We start from the raw sequence: 17,553 nt of genomic DNA, 5'->3' as shown, positions 1-17,553 counted from the left end.
AAATGGAAAAGGCCACCCTGAGGTGGCCTTTTCGCTAGGCGCCCGGCAGTTGCTGCCGGGCGAGCTTTGTTCATCAGAACGTGTGACGGGCACCCAGGAAAATGGTGCGCGGGTCTTGACCGCGAGCAGACGCCAAGCTGGCAGTGCCGCCGAGCGAGTAGGCCGATTGCGAGTCGTTCCAGATCTTCTGGATACCAGCGTACGTCGTCGTGCGCTTCGACAGGCTGTAGTCGTAGCGCAGACCGGCGGACTTGGCATCACCGTTTTCGCCAATCACGCCTTGATCGTTGCGATTGTTCAGGAAGGCGTAATCGACCGTCAGGGCGCCAGCGCCGAGCGGAGCCGAAATGCCGAGATCGACGTAGTAGTTGCTCAGCGACTTGGTGGTCGTGGCCGGCGTCGAGGCGTAGCTGGCGAAGTTGCTGGTCTTGTTGTCCTGGTACAGGACATAGGGCTTCACAACACCGAAGTTGTACGAAGCGCCGACTGCCACCGTACGGACCTTGTCCACCGAGACGGCGGTGGTGGGATTGGCCTTGGTTTCTTGGTACAGGGCCGACGCGGCAAACGCGCCAATCTTGTACTCAGCGGCACCAGCCAGCGTGTTGCCAGCAGTGGTCTTGACGCCGTTGTTGGTGTTTTCGCCGAAGGCAGCGAAAGCCGTCAGCGTCAGGCCAGAGAAGTTCGGCGAGATGTACTTGACAGAATTGTTAGCACGCGCAATCGGGGCGGTGACAACCGTGGCGGTGGTGGTGTAGGGCGTGCCGTTGGCGAATGCAAACACGTTCGACGCAGCGCCAATCGATTGACCGTTACCCGCGCCGCCGTAGTTCACGACGATGTCGTACAGCGGAGTCTGGTGACGACCGATGGTCGCCTGGCCGAAGTTGCCCTTCAGGCCGACGAACGACTGACGACCCCAGACGGCGCCTTGGGCGTTCGAACCGTCGTCAAGGTTGATGCCGCCTTCGATCGTGAAGATCGCCGACGTGCCGTTGCCGAGATCTTCGCTGCCGCGAACGCCGATGCGCGAACCGCTCAGACCGCCGCTGTCGATGCGGTTGGTGGTCTTCGGGCCGTTATCGAGGTTCTGGTAGTACGCATCGGCAATGCCGTACAGCGTGACGGTACTTTGCGCGAAAGCAGCACCGCCAAACGTGCCGAGAACGGCCAGCGCAAGAAGCGACTTCTTCATAAGGTTTTCTCCACGATGTTTGTAGAAAGCCTGAAAGCTCTTTCGTGAGAGCCCGCTCCTGAATTGAATTCGGCGGTGCTCAGAGTTCAGTAACTTCCCGGACCTGCTCGGAAGCTGCGGCCGATTCTTTCAGAGAACCTTGAAAGCGGCACGACGCCCCGTTCTTTTCCTTGTATCGGAGTGTTGGCCTGTCGGATTTGCGCAACAAGCGCAATTCACTTGCGCATGACCACATGCGGCGCGAGCAGTGCGCCTATAGATAGCAAGCTGTACTTACCGCATGCATTTGCAAAAATGAGTCCTATTGGCACCGCAGACCTAAGTCGCAGGTTTTCCCTTCCGGATCGCGCAATCATCGAGTTCGATACCGCCTTACGCTCGGTTTTCGGCATCCCGCCGACTACACGGGAAATCGACTTCCCCGCCACGGATGTCGCGCTTTCCGAGACTGAACGTGAACTGGCTGGCAGCCTCATGCGCGTCAACCATGTTGGCGAGGTATGTGCGCAGGCCCTTTATCAGTCGCAGGCGCTGACGGCCCGAGACGAGACGGTGCGGTCGCAGTTCCGGCAGGCCGCAGCCGAGGAGCGCGACCATCTGGCGTGGACCGCACGCCGGCTCGACGAACTGGGGGCGCATCGATCACGGCTGAATCCGTTCTGGTATGCCGGCGCCTTCGTCATCGGTGCGCTGGCGGGGCGTTTCGGCGATACCGTGAGCCTCGGCTTCATGGCCGAAACCGAGCGGCAGGTCGAGGCGCATCTCAACGGGCATCTCGATCGCCTTCCGGAAGGCGATACCCGCAGTCGCGCCATCGTCGCGCAGATGAAGGCCGATGAAATTGCCCACGCCGAAGCCGCGACCGCCGGCGGCGGCCTTCCGTTTCCCACCCCGGTGCGGCAGGGAATGAAACTCGCCGCCAAGGTGATGACGACGATAGCCGCGAAAATCTGACGAGGCAGGGCCTCGCCGTCAGGCTTCGATGATCTCAAATGAGTGGGTGATGGTCGCTGTCTTGGCGAGCATGATTGACGCTGAGCAGTACTTCTCGTGCGAGAGATTCACGGCTCGCTCGACCTGCTTGGCTTGCAGTCCGCGGCCGCTCACCTTGAAGTGAAAGTGGATGCGCTCGAATACTTTCGGATCTTCCGCAGCGCGCTCGGCGTCCAGCGAGACCTCGCAGTCGAGCACATCCGCACGGGATTTCTTGAGGATGTGCACCACGTCATAGGCGGTACATCCACCCGTCCCCATGAGGATCATTTCCATGGGGCGAGGCGCGAGATTACGGCCGCCACCTTCCGGAGCGCCATCCATCATCGTGGTATGCCCGCTTCCGGATTCACCCAGGAAAGCCATACCTGCCGACGCAATCCACCGCACTGTGCATTTCATGATAAGGAAAGTAACGAGTTGATCGGGAGGTGCGTGGGCTTCTTCTTGCATCGCACCATAGGGTTAGCTATAGTTTGCCTCACCTGCTGCCCTGTGCTTGCGGCCTCAGCGCTAAAGCGAGGGCACATCACCGTGTCTCCTCCACCCTCCTCTTTGGTGGATTCTGCCCGGGTGCCGAAGGCACTCGGGCTTTTTTTTGCCCGAACCATGCCGAGTTGTCTTGCATGGTTTGACAGAGGGCGCTTCGGCACACTAAAGTAGCCGACTTTCCGTTAAATGATCCGACCGATCGCCGACCGTTTTCCGGCAAGGCATGTCGGCCGCTCAAAGCGGTTCTCGCCTGCACCCGGGTCGGATTTCTGGGGTGCGCTGAACCCCCCGGGCTCTCCCGGTCTGCACTTTGCGACGCAACATGAAAACTTTTTCCGCCAAGCCGGCTGAGGTCAATCACGAGTGGTTCGTGGTTGACGCGACCGACGTAGTCCTGGGCCGCCTCGCCGCCGAAATCGCTCGCCGCCTGCGTGGCAAGCACAAGCCCGAGTACACCCCGCACGTTGACACGGGCGACTTCATCGTCGTCGTCAACGCCGGCAAGATCCGCGTGACCGGCACCAAGGGCCTCGACAAGAAGTACTACCGTCACTCGGGCTACCCGGGCGGTATCTACGAAACCACCTTCGACAAGATGCAGGCCAAGTTCCCCGGCCGCGCGCTCGAGAAGGCCGTCAAGGGCATGCTGCCGAAGGGTCCCCTCGGCTACGCGATGATCAAGAAGCTGAAGGTGTACGCCGAAGGCTCGCATCCGCATGCCGCGCAACAACCCAAGCCGCTCCAAGTCTGAGGTCAGCCATGATCGGTAACTACAACTACGGTACCGGCCGCCGCAAGACTGCGGTTGCTCGCGTCTTCATCAAGCCGGGCACGGGCCTGATCGTCGTCAACGGCAAGCCGGCCGACGAATATTTCTCGCGCGAAACCGGCCGGATGATCATCCGCCAGCCGCTCGTGCTGACCGACAACGCCGCACGTTTCGACATCAAGGTCAACGTGCAAGGCGGTGGCGAGTCGGGTCAAGCCGGTGCGGTTCGCCACGGCATCACCCGCGCGCTGATCGACTATGACGCGACGCTCAAGCCCGCTCTGTCGAACGCCGGTCTCGTGACCCGTGACGCGCGTGAAGTCGAACGTAAGAAGGTCGGTCTGCACGGCGCCCGTCGCCGCAAGCAGTTCTCGAAGCGCTGATCGGTTTGCGGCTGGCAGGCCAGTCGCCCGAACACGAAAGCCGCCCAGATGGGCGGCTTTTTGCATTTCTGGCAGTGAATTTGTGACCGAACAGGGGCAAGCCATGATCAAGGTCGGCATTGTTGGCGGTACCGGATATACGGGCGTGGAACTGCTGCGTCTTCTCGCGCAGCACCCGCAGGTGCAGTTGCAGGCGATCACCTCGCGCAAGGAGGCCGGCATGCCGGTCGCTGACATGTTTCCGTCGCTGCGCGGCCGCGTGGATATCGCCTTCTCGGCGCCGGACGCGGCCACGCTCGGTGCCTGCGACGTGGTGTTCTTCGCGACGCCGCATGGCGTGGCGATGGAACAGGGGCCTGCCCTGTTGGAGGCGGGTGTCAAGGTGATCGATCTGGCGGCCGACTTCCGTCTGCGCGATCCGGTCGTATTCGAGAAGTGGTACGGCATGCCGCATTCGGCGTTAGCGCTGCTCGACAAGGCCGTGTATGGCCTGCCGGAAGTGAACCGCGACCGCATCCGTGACGCGCGACTGATCGGGCTGCCGGGTTGCTATCCGACCAGCGTGCAGCTCGGTTTCCTGCCCGTGCTGCGTGATGGCGCGAAGCTGGTGGACGGCACGACGCTGATCGCCGACTGCAAGTCGGGCGTGTCGGGCGCCGGTCGCAAGGCCGAGGTGCATACGCTGCTGGCAGAGGCGTCGGACAACTTCAAGGCTTACGGGGTGAAGGGGCATCGCCACCTGCCGGAGATCGAGCAGGGCCTGCGCGCGATCGCCGGTCATGACGCGATCAATCTGACCTTCGTGCCGCATCTTGTCCCGATGATCCGTGGCATCCATTCGACGCTGTACGCCCGCATCCTGCCGGAGGCACGCGAGACCGATTTCCAGGCGTTGTTCGAGGCGGCCTATGCGAACGAGCCCTTCGTGGACGTGATGCCGGCGGGTAGCCATCCCGAGACGCGCTCGGTGCGGTCGGCCAATACGGTGCGCATCGCCGTGCACCGCCCGGGCGGCGGCGACCAGCTCGTCGTCCTCGTGGTCGAGGACAACCTCGTGAAGGGCGCTTCGGGGCAGGGCGTGCAATGCATGAACCTCATGTTCGGCCTGCCCGAGAGCACCGGGCTCACGATGCTGCCGGTGTTGCCGTGATGTGCTGACGGCGACGCCCTCGGCTCCTGCATCCGCAAGACCCCGCTCCACGCCGGGTTGTTTCCGTCGGGCATGGCGGCATATCCCCGCAATCGTGATGCGCATGTACCCGCCAGCTATTGGCGCGGCGGGCGCGTCCGACCCTGATGCCGATGCAGGCAAGCACATGCCGCGTTCGGCGCCTGCATACACTCACCGAATGACTCGGGCGCAGTCCGCGCGCGCCGAAACCCAGGAGCAAGCCATGAACGCCGTCACCGAATCCCTCCCGACCGAAGCCGGTCCGCTGATCTTCACCGAAGCCGCTGCTGGCAAGGTGCGCGAACTCATCGACGAGGAAGGCAATCCCAACCTCAAGCTGCGCGTGTTCGTCCAGGGCGGCGGCTGTTCGGGCTTCCAGTACGGCTTCACTTTCGACGAAGACCAGAACGACGACGACACCGTCATGCAGCGCAACGGCGTCAGTCTGCTGATCGACGCGATGAGCTACCAGTACCTCGTCGGCGCGACCATCGACTACAAGGACGATCTGCAAGGCGCCCAGTTCGTGATCTCGAACCCGAACGCGACCAGCACCTGCGGTTGCGGTTCTTCGTTCTCGGTCTGACGAGACCGAGGCAGCGCGGCCCGGGCCGCGCACGGTATGAGGACAGGCCGGCATTGCCGGCCCGTCTGCTTTTGCATCGGCAGCAGGCGACGGTGGCGGATCAGGCCGGATGGCGCGCGCCGAGCAGTCTCACGCCCTGCGCGCCGGTCACGGCCGGCAGGTTGCCGGGCAGGCCGCGCTCGTGTCGCATCGCGAGCCAGGCGAAGGCCATCGCCTCGACATGCTCGGGTGCGACACCGTGTTCGGCACTGGTCCCGACCACGCAGTCGGGCGCCGTCAGGGCGACATGCGCGGACAGCGCCAGCATGAGTTCGGCATTGCGCGCGCCGCCACCACAGACGATGACGCGTGCCGTGCGCGGCGTGACCTCGCGCGCGATGCCGATCGCGGTCAGCTCGACCAGCGTTCGTTGCACATCCTCGGGCGCGAGGAACGACCAGGCCGCGAGCTTGCGGTCAAGCCAGTCGGCGTTGAACAGGTCGCGCCCGGTGCTCTTGGGTGGCGCGCGATCGAAGAATTCCTCGTCGAGCAGTTCGTCAAGCAGCATGTCGTCGGTGTCGCCGATCGAGGCCCAGGCGCCGTTGCGGTCGAAGGGTTCGCCCAGATGGCGCTCGACCCACAGGTCGAGAAGCACATTGCCGGGCCCCACGTCATGGCCGGTGACGCTGCCGTCGGCGCCGAGTCGGCTCACGTTGGCGATGCCGCCGATATTGGCGACGAGTACCTCGCCGTCGGCCGTGCCGAACACGGCCGCATGGAAGGCCGGCACCAGCGGTGCGCCCTGACCGCCGGCGGCGATGTCGCGGCTGCGCAGGTCACCGATGACGGTAATGCCGCTGCGCTCGGCGAGCCGGGCGCCGTCGAGCAGTTGCAGCGTGTAGCCGCATTCGGGGCGATGGCGCACGGTCTGGCCGTGGGCGCCGATCACGGCGACAGGCTCGTCGGCCGCCATCGGCAGCAGCGCCGCGACCACTTCCGCATAGGCATCGGCCACGCCGACGGCGGCGACCGCCGCACGGTGCAGTTCATCGGCGACGGGTCGCTGAAGCGCGAGCAGCTCGGTGCGCAGCGCGGGTGGGAAGGGACGGTGGACGTGGCCGAGCAGGGTGGGCCGATCGCCGGATGACAGAGCTGCCACCGTGCCGGCCATGGCGTCTGTCGGCTTGGCATCCGGTTCGGCGGCATTCGCCGGCCAACCGGGCAACAGCGCTGCCGCCCTCGGCGCGGCGGGCGCCGCGTCCGCGCTGAAGCGCACGAGCACGCCGTCGATGCCGTCGAGGCTCGTGCCCGACATCAGGCCGATGCAGAGCACGGTTCGCCGTCCGTCAGCGCATGCGCGCGCGCACGTTGCTCGCCACCTGCGCCGGCGCGTTGTCGGCCAGCAGCGCGAGCCGCTTCTGGTAGTCCATCACGCGGGCTTGGAAGGCGATGCGCTGGCGACCGTCGAGCGGCGTGGACTGCGGCAGGGCGACCGTGAGCGGATCACGCTGCTCGCCGTTGACGCGGAACTCGTAGTGCAGATGCGGCCCGGTCGCCCAGCCCGTGCTGCCGACATAGCCGATGATGTCGCCCTGGCCCACGCGCGAGCCGTTGCGCACGCCCGGCGCGAAACCGCTCAGGTGGCCGTACACCGTGCTGACCGCGCCCTGGTGCTTGAGGATGACCACGTTGCCGTAGCCGTTCTGCCAGCCGGCCGTCTCGACCACCGCGTCGCCCACCGCGCGCACCGGCGTGCCGGTGGCCGCGCCGTAATCGACGCCGCGATGCGCGCGCCAGGTGTTGAGGATGGGATGCAGCCGGTTCATCGAGAAGCCCGATGTCACGCGCGAGAACTCCAGCGGCGCGCGCAGGAAGGCCGCCTGCCGGCTCTTGCCGTCGAAGCCGTAGTAGCTGCCACGGCCCGCCTCGCCCTCGTACCAAGCCGCCTCGTAGGTCTTGCCGGCGTTGACGAATTGCGCCGCCAGCACGCGGCCGGCCTGGCGGTATTCGCCGTTGGCGTACATCGCCTCGTACACCACGCGGAAGCTGTCGCCGCGGCGCAGGTCGGAGCGGAAGTCGATGTCGTCGTTGAAGATGTCGGCGAGCTGCTTGGTGACGGCATCGGGCAGGCCGGCGGCGTCGGTGGCCGCGAACAGCGTGTTGCGGATGCTGCCGGCGCGCATCTCGATGCGGCGCTCGAAGGTCACGGCCTCCTCGCGCGCGGTGAATTCGCCGTTGCGCGCCTCGACCACGACCATGCGCTCGTCGGCCTTGGGCTCGGGCATGGCGGGCTTGTCGGCCGGCTCGCCCTTGCCGCGCCGCGCGCGCGGTGCGTTCTTGCGGCTGGAGATGGCAGCGTCGCCGGCGATCGGGAAGCGCAGCCAGATCAGGTTGCCTTCGCCATCAACCTTGGCGGTGACGGTGCGGCCATTGCGCACCTGCATCACGCGCTTGCCGAGATCGTCGGCGCGTAGGAAGCGGGCGGCGGCGGCGTCCTCACCGAGACCGAGGCGGTCGAGCAGGCTGCCAAGCGAATCGCCCGGGCGCACCGCTTCTTCGGAAATGTATTCATGGGCCTGCGACTCCGACTCGATCACATCGACCTGGGCCGCGAGCGAGGGCAGGGGGAGTTCAACCGTGAGCACGGCGCCATTGGTCATGGGCTGGGCAGCGTACTGCTCACCCAGCGAGGCGATCGCACCGGCAAAGCTGGCGAGCATGAGGGTCGAGCCGGCCACCAGTCCGTATTTCGCGCGACGCGAGAGGCGGGGCCATCGGCAGAGCGAGCCGAAATCCATTCGCTAGAATCCTTTGAAACGTCTGGCAGCTAGTCGAAGCCGACGAGTATAGCAATCGGCCTCATAGCCAAGACCTTGAGGTTGAAGGGCGTAGCAAGCCGCGTGCCGTCTTGTAGGACAGCCGCGCTCCACCAGAAGAAACCCCCCGATGAGCGAAGAAATCACCGGCCTCAGCGATCGCGTGCGCGAAGCGCTGGCCATCACCAAGCGCGGCTGCGACGAACTGCTGGTCGAAGCCGAATGGATCGAGAAGCTCAAGCGCAGCGAGGCCAGCGGCAAGCCCCTGCGCATCAAGCTCGGCCTCGACCCGACCGCGCCCGACATCCACCTCGGCCACACGGTCGTGCTCAACAAGCTGCGCCAACTCCAGGACCTCGGCCACACGGTCATCTTCCTGATCGGCGACTTCACCTCGCTCATCGGCGATCCGTCGGGCCGCAACAGCACCCGCCCGCCGCTCACGGCCGAGCAGATCAAGGCCAACGCCGAGACCTACTACAAGCAGGCCAGCCTCGTGCTCGACCCCGAGCGCACCGAGATCCGCTACAACTCCGAGTGGTGCGACGCCCTCGGCGCGCGCGGCATGATCAAGCTCGCCGCGAGCCACACCGTCGCCCGCATGCTCGAGCGCGACGACTTCACCAAGCGCTTCCAGGGCGGCGTGCCCATCTCGATCCACGAGTTCCTTTACCCGCTCATGCAGGGCTACGACTCGGTCGCGCTGCAAAGCGATCTGGAGCTTGGCGGCACCGACCAGAAGTTCAACCTGCTGGTCGGCCGCGAGCTGCAGAAGCACGCCGGCCAGGAGCCGCAATGCGTGCTCACGATGCCGCTGCTCGAAGGGCTCGACGGCGTCGAGAAGATGAGCAAGAGCAAGAACAACTACGTCGGCATCAGCGAGCCGGCGAACGACATGTTCGCCAAGACGATGAGCATTTCCGACGTGCAGATGTGGCGCTGGTTCGAGCTGCTGAGCTTCCGCCCAATGGCCGAAATCGCGCAGTTCAAGGCCGAGATCGAGCAGGGCGCCAATCCGCGCAACTACAAGGTGCTGCTGGGCAAGGAGATCGTCGCGCGCTTCCATGGCGCGGCGGCGGCCGAGCAGGCCGAGGCCGATTTCGTCAACCGCTCGAAGGGCGGCATCCCCGACGACATCCCCGAGCTGGCGCTGACCGGCGCGCCGATGGGCATCGCGGCGCTGCTCAAGAACGCCGGCCTCGTGCCGAGCACGAGCGAGGGCAATCGAATGATCGAGCAGGGCGGCGTGCGCATCGACGGCGACGTGGTGAGCGACAAGGGCCTCAAGGTGGAGGCCGGCAGCTTTGTCGTGCAGGTGGGCAAGCGCAAGTTCGCGCGCGTCGCGCTGAGCTGATGATCGCGCTGCTCCAGCGCGTGAGCGAGGCGAGCGTGCGCGTCGAGGGCGAGGTGACGGGCGCGATCGGCGCCGGCCTGCTGGTGCTGGTCTGCGCCGAGCGCGGCGACACCGAGCGCGAAGGCCAGCTGCTGCTCGACAAGCTGCTCAAGTGCCGCATCTTTGCGGACGACGCCGGCAAGATGAACCGCAGCCTGCTCGACGTGGGCGGCGGCCTGCTGCTCGTCTCGCAGTTCACGCTCGCCGCCGACACCCGCTCGGGCAACCGGCCGAGCTTCACGCGCGCCGCCGCGCCCGACGATGGCCGGCGGCTGTACGACTGCCTCGTCGCCGACGCCCGCGCCCGCTACGCTGACCGCCTCGCCGCCATCGGCACCGGCCGCTTCGCCGCCGACATGAAGGTCGCGCTCGTCAACGACGGGCCGGTCACGATCTGGCTGCAGCAACCGCCCGTCTCCCCCGAACCCGTATCGAGGCCCGCATGAAACTCTGGAGCGACAGCTTTACCGACCAGTCGCCGATTCCCGGCGAATTCGCCTTCGCCGTGGCGTCGCCCACCTCGCACGTGGCGCTGTCGGCCAACCGCAATCCGCATTTCGCGTGGAGCGATCTGCCCGACGGCACGCAATCGCTGGTGCTCATCTGCCATGACAGCGACGTGCCCACCAAGCCCGACGACGTGAACCAGGAAGGCCGCTTCGTGCCCGCCGACCTGCCGCGCGCCGACTTCACGCACTGGGCGCTCATCGACCTGCCGGCCGCGAGCGGCCCGATCGCCGCCGGCGAGTTCAGCCACGCGGTCACGCCGCGCGGCAAGGGCGGCCCGGCCATCGCGCGCGCCGACGGCACGCTGCTGCGCCACGGCATCAACGACTACACCGGCTGGTTCCACGGCGACCCCGACATGTCGGGCGACTACTTCGGCTACGACGGCCCCTGCCCGCCGTGGAACGACACGATCGTCCACCACTACCACTTCACGCTCTACGCGCTGTCGGTGGCGCAGGTCGAACTGCCCGCCACGCTCGCGCCGCGCTTCACGCGCGCCGACGTGCTCGCGGCCATCGACGGCAAGGTGCTCGGCACGGCGAGCATGACCGGGACGTACAGCCTGAATCCGGCGGTGCCGGCATGACGGCGGGCGGCACCACGCAGCCCTTGCAGGACGCGGCACGCGCCGACGCCGACGCGGCCACCGGCAACCGTCCGGTCGCCGCGCAGCGCGGCCTGCCCGGCGACGCCCCCGGCACCGAAGGCATCCCCTTCGCCCGCGCCACCGGCCCGCGCGAGGAACGCCGCCCCCGCGAGACCGAGATCGTCCTCGTGCGCCATGGCGAGACCGACTGGAACCGCGCCCACCGCATCCAGGGCCATGCCGACATCGAACTCAACGAGCTGGGCCGCTGGCAGGCCGAGGCCACGGCGCGCGCGCTCGCCGACGAGCAGTTCGACGCGATCTATTCGAGCGACCTCAAGCGCGCGCATGCGACGGCGCTCGCCATCGCCGCCGGCCGCGCCACGCCGGTGACGGTGATGCCAGCCTTCCGCGAGCGCTACTTCGGCTCGATGGAGGGCGAGTTCATCGCCGAGATTCCGCAGCGCCATCCCGAGCTGTACGCGCGCTGGAATTCGACCGACCTGCTCATGCTCCAGCCCGACGACGGCGAGACGCGCCGGCAGTTCTACGACCGCATCGCCGGCGCGCTCGCGACGGTGGCGGCGGCGCACGCGGGCGGCAAGGTGCTGGTGGCGCTGCACGGCGGCGTGCTCGACTGCGCCTACCGGCTCGGCGCGGCCACCGGCCTCGACACGCCGCGCAAGTGGCGCGCGATGAACGCGAGCATCAACCGGCTGCTGCACGGGCCGGAAGGCTTCCGCATCGGCAGCTGGGGTGAGATCGATCACCTCACCGAGACGCTGGACGAATGACATCGCATCGCCGCCGGGCCGCGCGACGGGCGCGGCAATGAAAAAGGGCAGCCGCGAGGCTGCCCTTGTCGTTTGCGGCGAGGTCGTCCCGCGTGCCGGTCGCCGAAGCAGCGTCAAGCTGCTCGCGTTCAGCCGATGAAGTGCGCCAGCACCGGCGCCACCGTCACATTCAGCAGGCCGGCCAGCACCATCGTCAGGCCGGCGATCGAGCCTTCCTCCTCGCCCACCGCCATCGCCTTGGCCACGCCAGCACCATGGGCGCCCATGCCGAACAGCGCGCCACGCGCCAGTGACGAGCGCAGCGGCAGCCAGCGCAGCAGCAGCCCGCCGGTGGCGGCACCGAACACGCCGGTCAGGATCACGAACACCGCCGTCAGGTCGGGCACGCCGCCCACGTCGCCCGACACCACGATGGCGAACGGCGTGGTGATCGAGCGCGGCAGCAGGCTCGCGCGCAGGTCGGGCGACAGATGCAGCCAGGTGGCGAGCAGCCAGGCGCTCGCCATCGCCATGCCGCTGCCCGCGGTCACGCCCACGATCAGCACCTTCCAGTGGCGCGCGATCAGGGCGCGCCGCTCGTAGATCGGCAGCGCGAAGGCCACGGTGGCAGGCCCCAGCATCAGCAGCAGGAAATGCGAGCCGCGCATGTAGTCGCGGTAATCGGTGTGGGCCACCAGCGCCAGGCCCAGCAGCAGCGCTGGCGCCAGCAGCAGCGGCATCGCCCACCAGGTGCCGAGCCGGCGGTAGGTGGCCTTGGCGAGCAGATAGACCACGATCGTGGCCAGTGGCCAGACAGCCAGCGTCATGCCGTCGGTCACGGCATTGATGACTTGGGTTTCCAGGCCGCCGAAGGGATCGTGCGCCGACACCATGCCGGGCGCGGCCAGCAGGCCAAGTTCGATCGCCATGGCTACCTCAGCGCAGGCCGTGGGCGCGCGGCAGCGCCGAGCCGGCGAGCGTATCGGGCGCAGCCATCGCGCGGCGCGACAGCAGGAAGCAGGCCTCGACCGCCAGCGCCGTCGTGCCCATCACCAGCAGCGTGCCGACCGCCACGACCGCCAGCAGCTTCAGTCCGGTGACGCTCAGGAACTCGGGGTGATCGAGCAGCGCCATCGCCGCCGGCACGAAGAACAGCAGCATCTCGCCCAGTAGCCAGCGCGCGCCCTGGCGGAAGCTTTCGACCCGCACGATGCGCGCGAGCAGCAGCGCCAGCATCGCCCCCAGGCCGAGCACGCTGCCCGGCACCGGCAGGGCCAGGTGCTGGCGCAGGCTTTCGGCCAGCCACCACACGGCCATGAGCAGACCGATCTGGAGCAGCCGGCTGTGACGCAGCAGGGCACGGACACGGAGGGGAAGACGTTGGACGGTCATGGGGTTAACCCTTATTCGAGCGATCTTGTCGTCTTTATACGGATCGCCCGGCCGTCACGAAAATGAATGTTCTGAATCGGCTGGATTCGATTTGTGAATGATGGGGGAGTAAAAACGTCCGCCAGCCGACAGGCGACGCCTTCACGTCCCCTGGCGTCAGGCGAGCGGTGAGACCGGATCGAACGACCTGCGGAAGGTTTGCCGCGCCGGCTCGCGCGTGACAGGGCAAGCCCGCGCTGTCTCAATGCCCGGTACTCGCCGGCTGAACCTCATGCGCCGCCAGTCCGTGGACGCCGCCATGAATCAAGCTTTCGGCGCGCGCGACTGGGGCGGTCGCGCGGGTCGAGATCACCCGCTTGCGCGCCGACAGCGCCCAGCCCAGCACCAGCGTCAGCGCGATGCCCAGGAGGCTCAGCGCCACATAACCGCCATTGCCCGGCAGCGCCTGATGCCACAGCAGCACCGCGCCATAGCAATAGGCCGCGCCGAAGGCGAACACCTCCAGCGAATTGGCGCCCGCGGCGCAGATCACGCGGCCCGCCGCCGAAGCCACCAGCCGTGGCCGGCGCCAGAAGAACACGAAGGCCGTTGCCAGCACCACCACCACATGCAGCACCCGCACCGGGCCGAGATGGCGCTTGTCGGCGCCCGGCAGATCGAACACCACGCCCAACCTGCGGCCCCAGGCATCGAGCAGGAACACCACGGTGAACAGCGCCAGCGCCCCGGCCAGCGGCCAGATCGCGCGCGGATGACGGCCGGCCCAGTCGCGCGCGCGCTCCAGCGCGCCCGAGACCGCCAGCGTCATCCCGCCGAAGAAGGGCAGGGCCCAGGCCAGCCGGTTCCACGGGCCGGCACCCACGTCGCCCAGTTCCGGCAGCGCCTGCGACAGCCCGTACAGCGCCAGCAGCGGCACGATGAAGCGCCCGCGCAGCCGGCGCAGCACCGGGATGAGCAGCGGCGTCAGCCCCATGTACAGCACGTACACGAACAGGATGTCGATGATCATCGGCGCCTCGCGCATCAGCAGCAGGTCGCGCGCCGCGAGCGCCGGCTGCCCGGCAAGCGCCGTCAGTCCCACCGCCGTCAGCTCGTCCGGGCTGGCCACCGACACCAGCGCCAGTAGCAGCACCCAGACCGCCAGCGCCATCGAATAGATCTGCGCCATGCGCCCGACGATGCGCAACGTCGCGCGGCGCCAGTCCACCTCGGCGCGCTGGCCCACATGCACCAGCCCGACCAGATAGCCGGAAAACAGGAAGAACACCTCCGCCGCCGACGAGTAGCCGACCATCGTCATGGTCGGGAAGGCGAAACCCGCGTAGCCGAGCCGGTAGGCAAAGCCCGAGAAGTGGTTGAGCAGGATGGTGATGAGCGCGAGGCCGCGCAGGAAATCGATGACGTGATCGCGCTCGCGTCTTGGCGTGGAAGTCATGGTCTTGTTCGTACCGGAGGAGATGCGCCGGGGGAGGGGCGCAGGCGCGGGGCAGATTGGCATGCGGCCACGACGCCGCAAGCCGCCGGTACGGAGGAAAGCCAATTCGGTCACGCGACGCGGGACCGGCGCGCGCGGCACCCGGTCCCGCGTCGCGCGCGTGCTCAGCCCTTGTGCACCGCCAGGGGCCCGAAGGCCTGGCACACCGGCATGAGCTGGACGCTGTTGATGTTGACGTGGGCCGGCCGCGTCGCCACCCAGAACACCGTGTCGGCCACGTCATCGGCCGTCAGCGGCTGGGTGTTCTCGTACACCTTGGCCGCCTTCGCGTCGTCGCCCTTGAAGCGCACGTTGCTGAACTCGGTGCCGCCGCACAGGCCCGGCTGCACGTCGGTCACGCGCACGGGCGTGCCGAGCAGGTCGGCGCGCAGGTTGAGCGAAAGCTGGTGCACGAAAGCCTTGGTGCCGCCGTACACGTTGCCGCCCGGGTAGGGGAACTCGCCCGCGATCGAGCCGAGGTTCACCACATGGCCGCGGCCGCGCGCGACCATGCCCGGCAGCAGCGCGCGGGTCATGTACACGAGGCCCTTGATGTTGGTGTCGATCATCTGCTCCCAGTCGTCGAGGTCGGCGCGCTGCGCCGGCTCCAGGCCGAGCGCGAGGCCGGCGTTGTTGACGAGCAGATCGACGCCGGCAAAGTCCGCCGGCAGCGCGGCCACGGCGGCGAACACCGCCTCGCGGTCGCGCACGTCGAGCACGACGGGATGGGCGGCCTCGCCCAGTTCGGCCTTGAGCGCATCGAGCCGCTCGGCGCGACGGCCCGCGATGACGACGCGATGGCCTTCGGCCACGAAACGGCGGGCGATGGCCGCGCCGAAGCCGGCGGTGGCGCCGGTGATGAAGGCGGTGAGGGGCATGGAGGCTCCTGTCTTCTGATGGATGGCGAGTGCGTGGGGACCGGATCTTCTCCGCGCGGAGTGGCCCGGAGCGATGCCGGCGGCGATGGTTACACGCCCCCGTCCGGGCAAGCGTCGATTGATGGCGATGGACGGCGCGGTGGTTCGACCAGACCGTCGGCAGCGGTTTCGGCGATCCGATCGCTCGCCTACAATCCCGCCCGACCATTCAATCCTGCGTGACTGGCGAATACGTGGGCTCACCACGGGGGAGCGCAGGGCGCGGCGGTCGAGAACCCGCAGCGCGGTGACGGCATCAGGCCGGCAGCGCGCGACGGTTCCGTCACCTGCCGCATCAAGCCGTTCGCCTGGGCATCGATGGTGAAACTTCGGCGTCGCGGTTCGTCCGGGCGCCGGCTTCCATCCCAGCCTTCCCTTGAGGAATCCCATGTTCAATCGCGCCACCCACACGATCGCCTCGGTCGATCCCGAGCTCTGGTCCGCCATCCAGGCCGAAAACGGCCGCCAGCAGGACCACATCGAACTCATCGCCAGCGAGAACTACACCTCGCCGGCCGTCATGGAAGCCCAGGGCTCCCAGCTGACCAACAAGTACGCCGAGGGCTATCCCGGCAAGCGCTACTACGGCGGCTGCGAATACGTCGACGTGGTCGAGCAGCTCGCCATCGACCGCCTGAAGAAGCTGTTCGGCGCCGAAGCCGCCAACGTGCAGCCCAACTCGGGCTCGCAGGCCAACCAGGCCGTGTTCATGGCCTTCCTCAAGCCCGGCGACACCATCATGGGCATGAGCCTGGCCGAAGGCGGCCACCTCACGCACGGCATGGCGCTCAACCAGTCGGGCAAGTGGTTCAACGTCGTGTCCTATGGCCTGAACGAAGCCGAGGACATCGACTACGACCGCATGGAAGCCCTCGCGCGCGAGCACAAGCCCAAGCTCATCATCGCGGGCGCCTCGGCCTTCGCGCTGCGCATCGACTTCGAGCGCTTCGGCAAGATCGCCAAGGAAGTCGGCGCCATCTTCATGGTGGACATGGCCCACTACGCCGGCCTGATCGCGGCGGGCGTGTACCCCAACCCGGTGCCCTTCGCCGACGTGGTCACCAGCACCACGCACAAGAGCCTGCGCGGCCCGCGCGGCGGGATCATCCTGATGAAGGCCGAGCACGAGAAGGCGATCAATTCCGCCATCTTCCCGGGCATCCAGGGCGGCCCGCTCATGCACGTCATCGCCGGCAAGGCCGTGGCCTTCCAGGAAGCGCTGCAACCCGAGTTCAAGGCCTACCAGGAACAGGTCGCGCGCAACGCCAAGGTGATGGCCGAGACGCTCACGAAGCGCGGCCTGCGCATCGTGTCGGGCCGCACCGAGAGCCACGTCATGCTCGTGGACCTGCGCGCGCTCAAGATCACCGGCAAGGAAGCCGAGAAGCTGCTCGGCGAGGCGCACCTCACGGTCAACAAGAACGGCATCCCGAACGACCCGGAAAAGCCCTTCGTCACCTCGGGCATCCGCATCGGCACGCCGGCGCTCACGACGCGCGGCTTCAAGGAAGCCGAGGCCGAGAAGACCGCCAACCTCATCGCCGACGTGCTCGCCGCGCCCGGTGACGCCGCCGTGCTGGAGCGCGTGCGCGCCGAGGTGAAGAAGCTGACCGACGCCTTCCCGGTGTACGGCGGCAAGTAAGCGGCGAGGGCACCGGCATGCATTGCCCGTTCTGCGGACACGACGACACGTCGGTGCTCGAAACCCGGCTGACGGATGGCGGTTCGGTCAACCGCCGCCGTCGGCGCTGCCCGTCCTGCGACAAGCGCTTCACGACCTACGAACGCATCGAGGTGATGCTGCCGGTGGTGGTCAAGCGCGACGGCAGCCGGGTGGAATACAGCCGCGAGAAGCTCAAGGCGAGCTTCACGCTGGCGCTGCGCAAGCGGCCGGTGAGCGCGGCCGCCGTCGATGACGCGATCCAGCGCATCGAGGACAAGCTGGTGACGATGGCCGCCAAGGAAGTGCCGAGCGAGCGCATCGGCGAGCTGGTGATGCGCGAACTCAAGAAGCTCGACAAGATCGCCTACATCCGCTTCGCGTCCGTCTACTTCAGCTTCAACGATGTGGGCGAGTTCAAGGAAGTGATCCAGGAAGTCGAGAAGTCGCGCCGGCGCTGATGC

Annotated in this window: 19 protein-coding genes and 1 riboswitch; of the genes, 11 read left to right on the top strand and 8 right to left on the bottom strand. The window is 67.3% G+C overall.

The annotated features are described in order from the left end of the window. Positions 1-73: 73 nt before the first annotated feature. Positions 74-1,195: a porin gene (locus H566_RS0104225; protein WP_028310463.1), complete on the bottom strand. Its 1,122-nt coding sequence runs from the start codon at positions 1,193-1,195 to the stop codon at positions 74-76. 294 nt (positions 1,196-1,489) lie between these two features. On the opposite strand from H566_RS0104225, the gene coq7 reads away from it, so the two are divergent. Beyond that, on the top strand, positions 1,490-2,149 hold the full coding sequence (gene coq7 / locus H566_RS0104220) for a 2-polyprenyl-3-methyl-6-methoxy-1,4-benzoquinone monooxygenase (protein WP_051377990.1): 660 nt from the start codon (positions 1,490-1,492) through the stop codon (positions 2,147-2,149). 18 nt (positions 2,150-2,167) lie between these two features. On the opposite strand, the gene H566_RS0104215 is transcribed toward coq7, so the two are convergent. After that, positions 2,168-2,590: an OsmC family protein gene (locus H566_RS0104215; protein WP_028310461.1), complete on the bottom strand. Its 423-nt coding sequence runs from the start codon at positions 2,588-2,590 to the stop codon at positions 2,168-2,170. A gap of 412 nt (positions 2,591-3,002) precedes the next feature. On the opposite strand from H566_RS0104215, the gene rplM reads away from it, so the two are divergent. The 4 genes from rplM (at position 3,003) to erpA (ending at position 5,589) form a co-directional block, all read left to right on the top strand. Then, the gene (gene rplM / locus H566_RS0104210) at positions 3,003-3,431 is read left to right on the top strand and encodes a 50S ribosomal protein L13 (RefSeq protein WP_028310460.1); all 429 of its coding nucleotides are present in this window, start codon (positions 3,003-3,005) and stop codon (positions 3,429-3,431) included. 8 nt (positions 3,432-3,439) lie between these two features. After that, the gene (gene rpsI / locus H566_RS0104205) at positions 3,440-3,832 is read left to right on the top strand and encodes a 30S ribosomal protein S9 (RefSeq protein WP_028310459.1); all 393 of its coding nucleotides are present in this window, start codon (positions 3,440-3,442) and stop codon (positions 3,830-3,832) included. Between the two features lie 103 nt (positions 3,833-3,935). Then, positions 3,936-4,982, top strand: a complete 1,047-nt coding sequence (gene argC / locus H566_RS0104200) for an N-acetyl-gamma-glutamyl-phosphate reductase (RefSeq protein ID WP_028310458.1) — start codon at positions 3,936-3,938, stop codon at positions 4,980-4,982. A gap of 244 nt (positions 4,983-5,226) precedes the next feature. Beyond that, positions 5,227-5,589: an iron-sulfur cluster insertion protein ErpA gene (gene erpA / locus H566_RS0104195; protein WP_028310457.1), complete on the top strand. Its 363-nt coding sequence runs from the start codon at positions 5,227-5,229 to the stop codon at positions 5,587-5,589. A 100-nt stretch (positions 5,590-5,689) separates the two neighbouring features. Here erpA and H566_RS0104190 read toward each other — a convergent pair whose 3' ends face one another. After that, complete coding sequence (locus H566_RS0104190; protein ID WP_028310456.1) at positions 5,690-6,901, bottom strand: anhydro-N-acetylmuramic acid kinase; 1,212 nt, start codon at positions 6,899-6,901, stop codon at positions 5,690-5,692. Positions 6,902-6,914: 13 nt separating this feature from the next. Continuing rightward, positions 6,915-8,366: a M23 family metallopeptidase gene (locus H566_RS22795; protein ID WP_051377988.1), complete on the bottom strand. Its 1,452-nt coding sequence runs from the start codon at positions 8,364-8,366 to the stop codon at positions 6,915-6,917. A gap of 148 nt (positions 8,367-8,514) precedes the next feature. Between H566_RS22795 and tyrS the strand changes: the two genes are divergently transcribed. Genes tyrS through H566_RS0104165 form a run of 4 tightly spaced genes read left to right on the top strand, consistent with a single transcriptional unit; the run spans position 8,515 to position 11,667 of the window. Continuing rightward, entirely contained in the window at positions 8,515-9,738 is a 1,224-nt protein-coding gene (gene tyrS / locus H566_RS0104180; protein WP_028310455.1) for a tyrosine--tRNA ligase, read from the top strand. Next, positions 9,738-10,223 carry a D-aminoacyl-tRNA deacylase gene (gene dtd / locus H566_RS0104175; protein ID WP_028310454.1) on the top strand — a complete coding sequence of 162 codons (486 nt, stop codon included), beginning with the start codon at positions 9,738-9,740 and terminating at the stop codon, positions 10,221-10,223. The genes tyrS and dtd overlap by 1 nt, the downstream gene beginning before the upstream one ends. Then, the gene (locus tag H566_RS0104170; RefSeq protein WP_028310453.1) at positions 10,220-10,873 is read left to right on the top strand and encodes a YbhB/YbcL family Raf kinase inhibitor-like protein; all 654 of its coding nucleotides are present in this window, start codon (positions 10,220-10,222) and stop codon (positions 10,871-10,873) included. Before dtd ends, H566_RS0104170 begins: the two co-directional genes overlap by 4 nt. After that, on the top strand, positions 10,870-11,667 hold the full coding sequence (locus H566_RS0104165; RefSeq protein WP_051377986.1) for a histidine phosphatase family protein: 798 nt from the start codon (positions 10,870-10,872) through the stop codon (positions 11,665-11,667). The genes H566_RS0104170 and H566_RS0104165 overlap by 4 nt, the downstream gene beginning before the upstream one ends. 128 nt (positions 11,668-11,795) lie before the next feature. Here the strand turns inward: H566_RS0104165 and H566_RS0104160 are convergent, their stop codons facing one another. The 4 genes from H566_RS0104160 to H566_RS0104145 all read right to left on the bottom strand — a co-directional run bounded on the left by H566_RS0104160 (position 11,796) and on the right by H566_RS0104145 (position 15,390). Further along, positions 11,796-12,473: an LrgB family protein gene (locus tag H566_RS0104160; RefSeq protein ID WP_028310451.1), complete on the bottom strand. Its 678-nt coding sequence runs from the start codon at positions 12,471-12,473 to the stop codon at positions 11,796-11,798. Between the two features lie 109 nt (positions 12,474-12,582). Continuing rightward, positions 12,583-13,038, bottom strand: coding sequence for a CidA/LrgA family protein (locus H566_RS22790; protein WP_051377984.1), 456 nt, complete (start codon positions 13,036-13,038; stop codon positions 12,583-12,585). A gap of 241 nt (positions 13,039-13,279) precedes the next feature. Then, positions 13,280-14,473 carry an OpgC domain-containing protein gene (gene opgC, locus H566_RS0104150; protein ID WP_028310450.1) on the bottom strand — a complete coding sequence of 398 codons (1,194 nt, stop codon included), beginning with the start codon at positions 14,471-14,473 and terminating at the stop codon, positions 13,280-13,282. A 164-nt stretch (positions 14,474-14,637) separates the two neighbouring features. Next, positions 14,638-15,390 carry an SDR family NAD(P)-dependent oxidoreductase gene (locus tag H566_RS0104145; protein WP_028310449.1) on the bottom strand — a complete coding sequence of 251 codons (753 nt, stop codon included), beginning with the start codon at positions 15,388-15,390 and terminating at the stop codon, positions 14,638-14,640. A 208-nt stretch (positions 15,391-15,598) separates the two neighbouring features. Next, a riboswitch (ZMP/ZTP riboswitch) is annotated at positions 15,599-15,750 on the top strand. Positions 15,751-15,817: 67 nt separating this feature from the next. Between H566_RS0104145 and glyA the strand changes: the two genes are divergently transcribed. Together glyA and nrdR are read left to right on the top strand one after the other, a co-directional pair. After that, the gene (gene glyA / locus H566_RS0104140; RefSeq protein ID WP_028310448.1) at positions 15,818-17,071 is read left to right on the top strand and encodes a serine hydroxymethyltransferase; all 1,254 of its coding nucleotides are present in this window, start codon (positions 15,818-15,820) and stop codon (positions 17,069-17,071) included. Between the two features lie 17 nt (positions 17,072-17,088). Then, the gene (gene nrdR / locus H566_RS0104135) at positions 17,089-17,550 is read left to right on the top strand and encodes a transcriptional regulator NrdR (protein ID WP_028310447.1); all 462 of its coding nucleotides are present in this window, start codon (positions 17,089-17,091) and stop codon (positions 17,548-17,550) included. Positions 17,551-17,553 lie beyond the last annotated feature (3 nt).

Origin of the sequence: Derxia gummosa DSM 723, assembly GCF_000482785.1 — a bacterium.
Taxonomy (GTDB): domain Bacteria; phylum Pseudomonadota; class Gammaproteobacteria; order Burkholderiales; family Burkholderiaceae_E; genus Derxia; species Derxia gummosa.
This window is presented reverse-complemented; position numbering and strand designations above follow the sequence as displayed.

What these genes read in the sequence shown, in the direction of transcription:
- H566_RS0104225 (WP_028310463.1), bottom strand. Translation starts at nt 1,195, where the DNA reads ATGAAGAAGTCGCTTCTTGCGCTGGCCGTTCTCGGCACGTTTGGCGGT.
- coq7 (WP_051377990.1), top strand. Translation starts at nt 1,490, where the DNA reads ATGAGTCCTATTGGCACCGCAGACCTAAGTCGCAGGTTTTCCCTTCCG.
- H566_RS0104215 (WP_028310461.1), bottom strand. Translation starts at nt 2,590, where the DNA reads ATGAAATGCACAGTGCGGTGGATTGCGTCGGCAGGTATGGCTTTCCTG.
- rplM (WP_028310460.1), top strand. Translation starts at nt 3,003, where the DNA reads ATGAAAACTTTTTCCGCCAAGCCGGCTGAGGTCAATCACGAGTGGTTC.
- rpsI (WP_028310459.1), top strand. Translation starts at nt 3,440, where the DNA reads ATGATCGGTAACTACAACTACGGTACCGGCCGCCGCAAGACTGCGGTT.
- argC (WP_028310458.1), top strand. Translation starts at nt 3,936, where the DNA reads ATGATCAAGGTCGGCATTGTTGGCGGTACCGGATATACGGGCGTGGAA.
- erpA (WP_028310457.1), top strand. Translation starts at nt 5,227, where the DNA reads ATGAACGCCGTCACCGAATCCCTCCCGACCGAAGCCGGTCCGCTGATC.
- H566_RS22795 (WP_051377988.1), bottom strand. Translation starts at nt 8,366, where the DNA reads ATGGATTTCGGCTCGCTCTGCCGATGGCCCCGCCTCTCGCGTCGCGCG.
- tyrS (WP_028310455.1), top strand. Translation starts at nt 8,515, where the DNA reads ATGAGCGAAGAAATCACCGGCCTCAGCGATCGCGTGCGCGAAGCGCTG.
- dtd (WP_028310454.1), top strand. Translation starts at nt 9,738, where the DNA reads ATGATCGCGCTGCTCCAGCGCGTGAGCGAGGCGAGCGTGCGCGTCGAG.
- H566_RS0104170 (WP_028310453.1), top strand. Translation starts at nt 10,220, where the DNA reads ATGAAACTCTGGAGCGACAGCTTTACCGACCAGTCGCCGATTCCCGGC.
- H566_RS0104165 (WP_051377986.1), top strand. Translation starts at nt 10,870, where the DNA reads ATGACGGCGGGCGGCACCACGCAGCCCTTGCAGGACGCGGCACGCGCC.
- H566_RS0104160 (WP_028310451.1), bottom strand. Translation starts at nt 12,473, where the DNA reads ATGACGCTGGCTGTCTGGCCACTGGCCACGATCGTGGTCTATCTGCTC.
- H566_RS22790 (WP_051377984.1), bottom strand. Translation starts at nt 13,038, where the DNA reads ATGACCGTCCAACGTCTTCCCCTCCGTGTCCGTGCCCTGCTGCGTCAC.
- opgC (WP_028310450.1), bottom strand. Translation starts at nt 14,473, where the DNA reads ATGACTTCCACGCCAAGACGCGAGCGCGATCACGTCATCGATTTCCTG.
- H566_RS0104145 (WP_028310449.1), bottom strand. Translation starts at nt 15,390, where the DNA reads ATGCCCCTCACCGCCTTCATCACCGGCGCCACCGCCGGCTTCGGCGCG.
- glyA (WP_028310448.1), top strand. Translation starts at nt 15,818, where the DNA reads ATGTTCAATCGCGCCACCCACACGATCGCCTCGGTCGATCCCGAGCTC.
- nrdR (WP_028310447.1), top strand. Translation starts at nt 17,089, where the DNA reads ATGCATTGCCCGTTCTGCGGACACGACGACACGTCGGTGCTCGAAACC.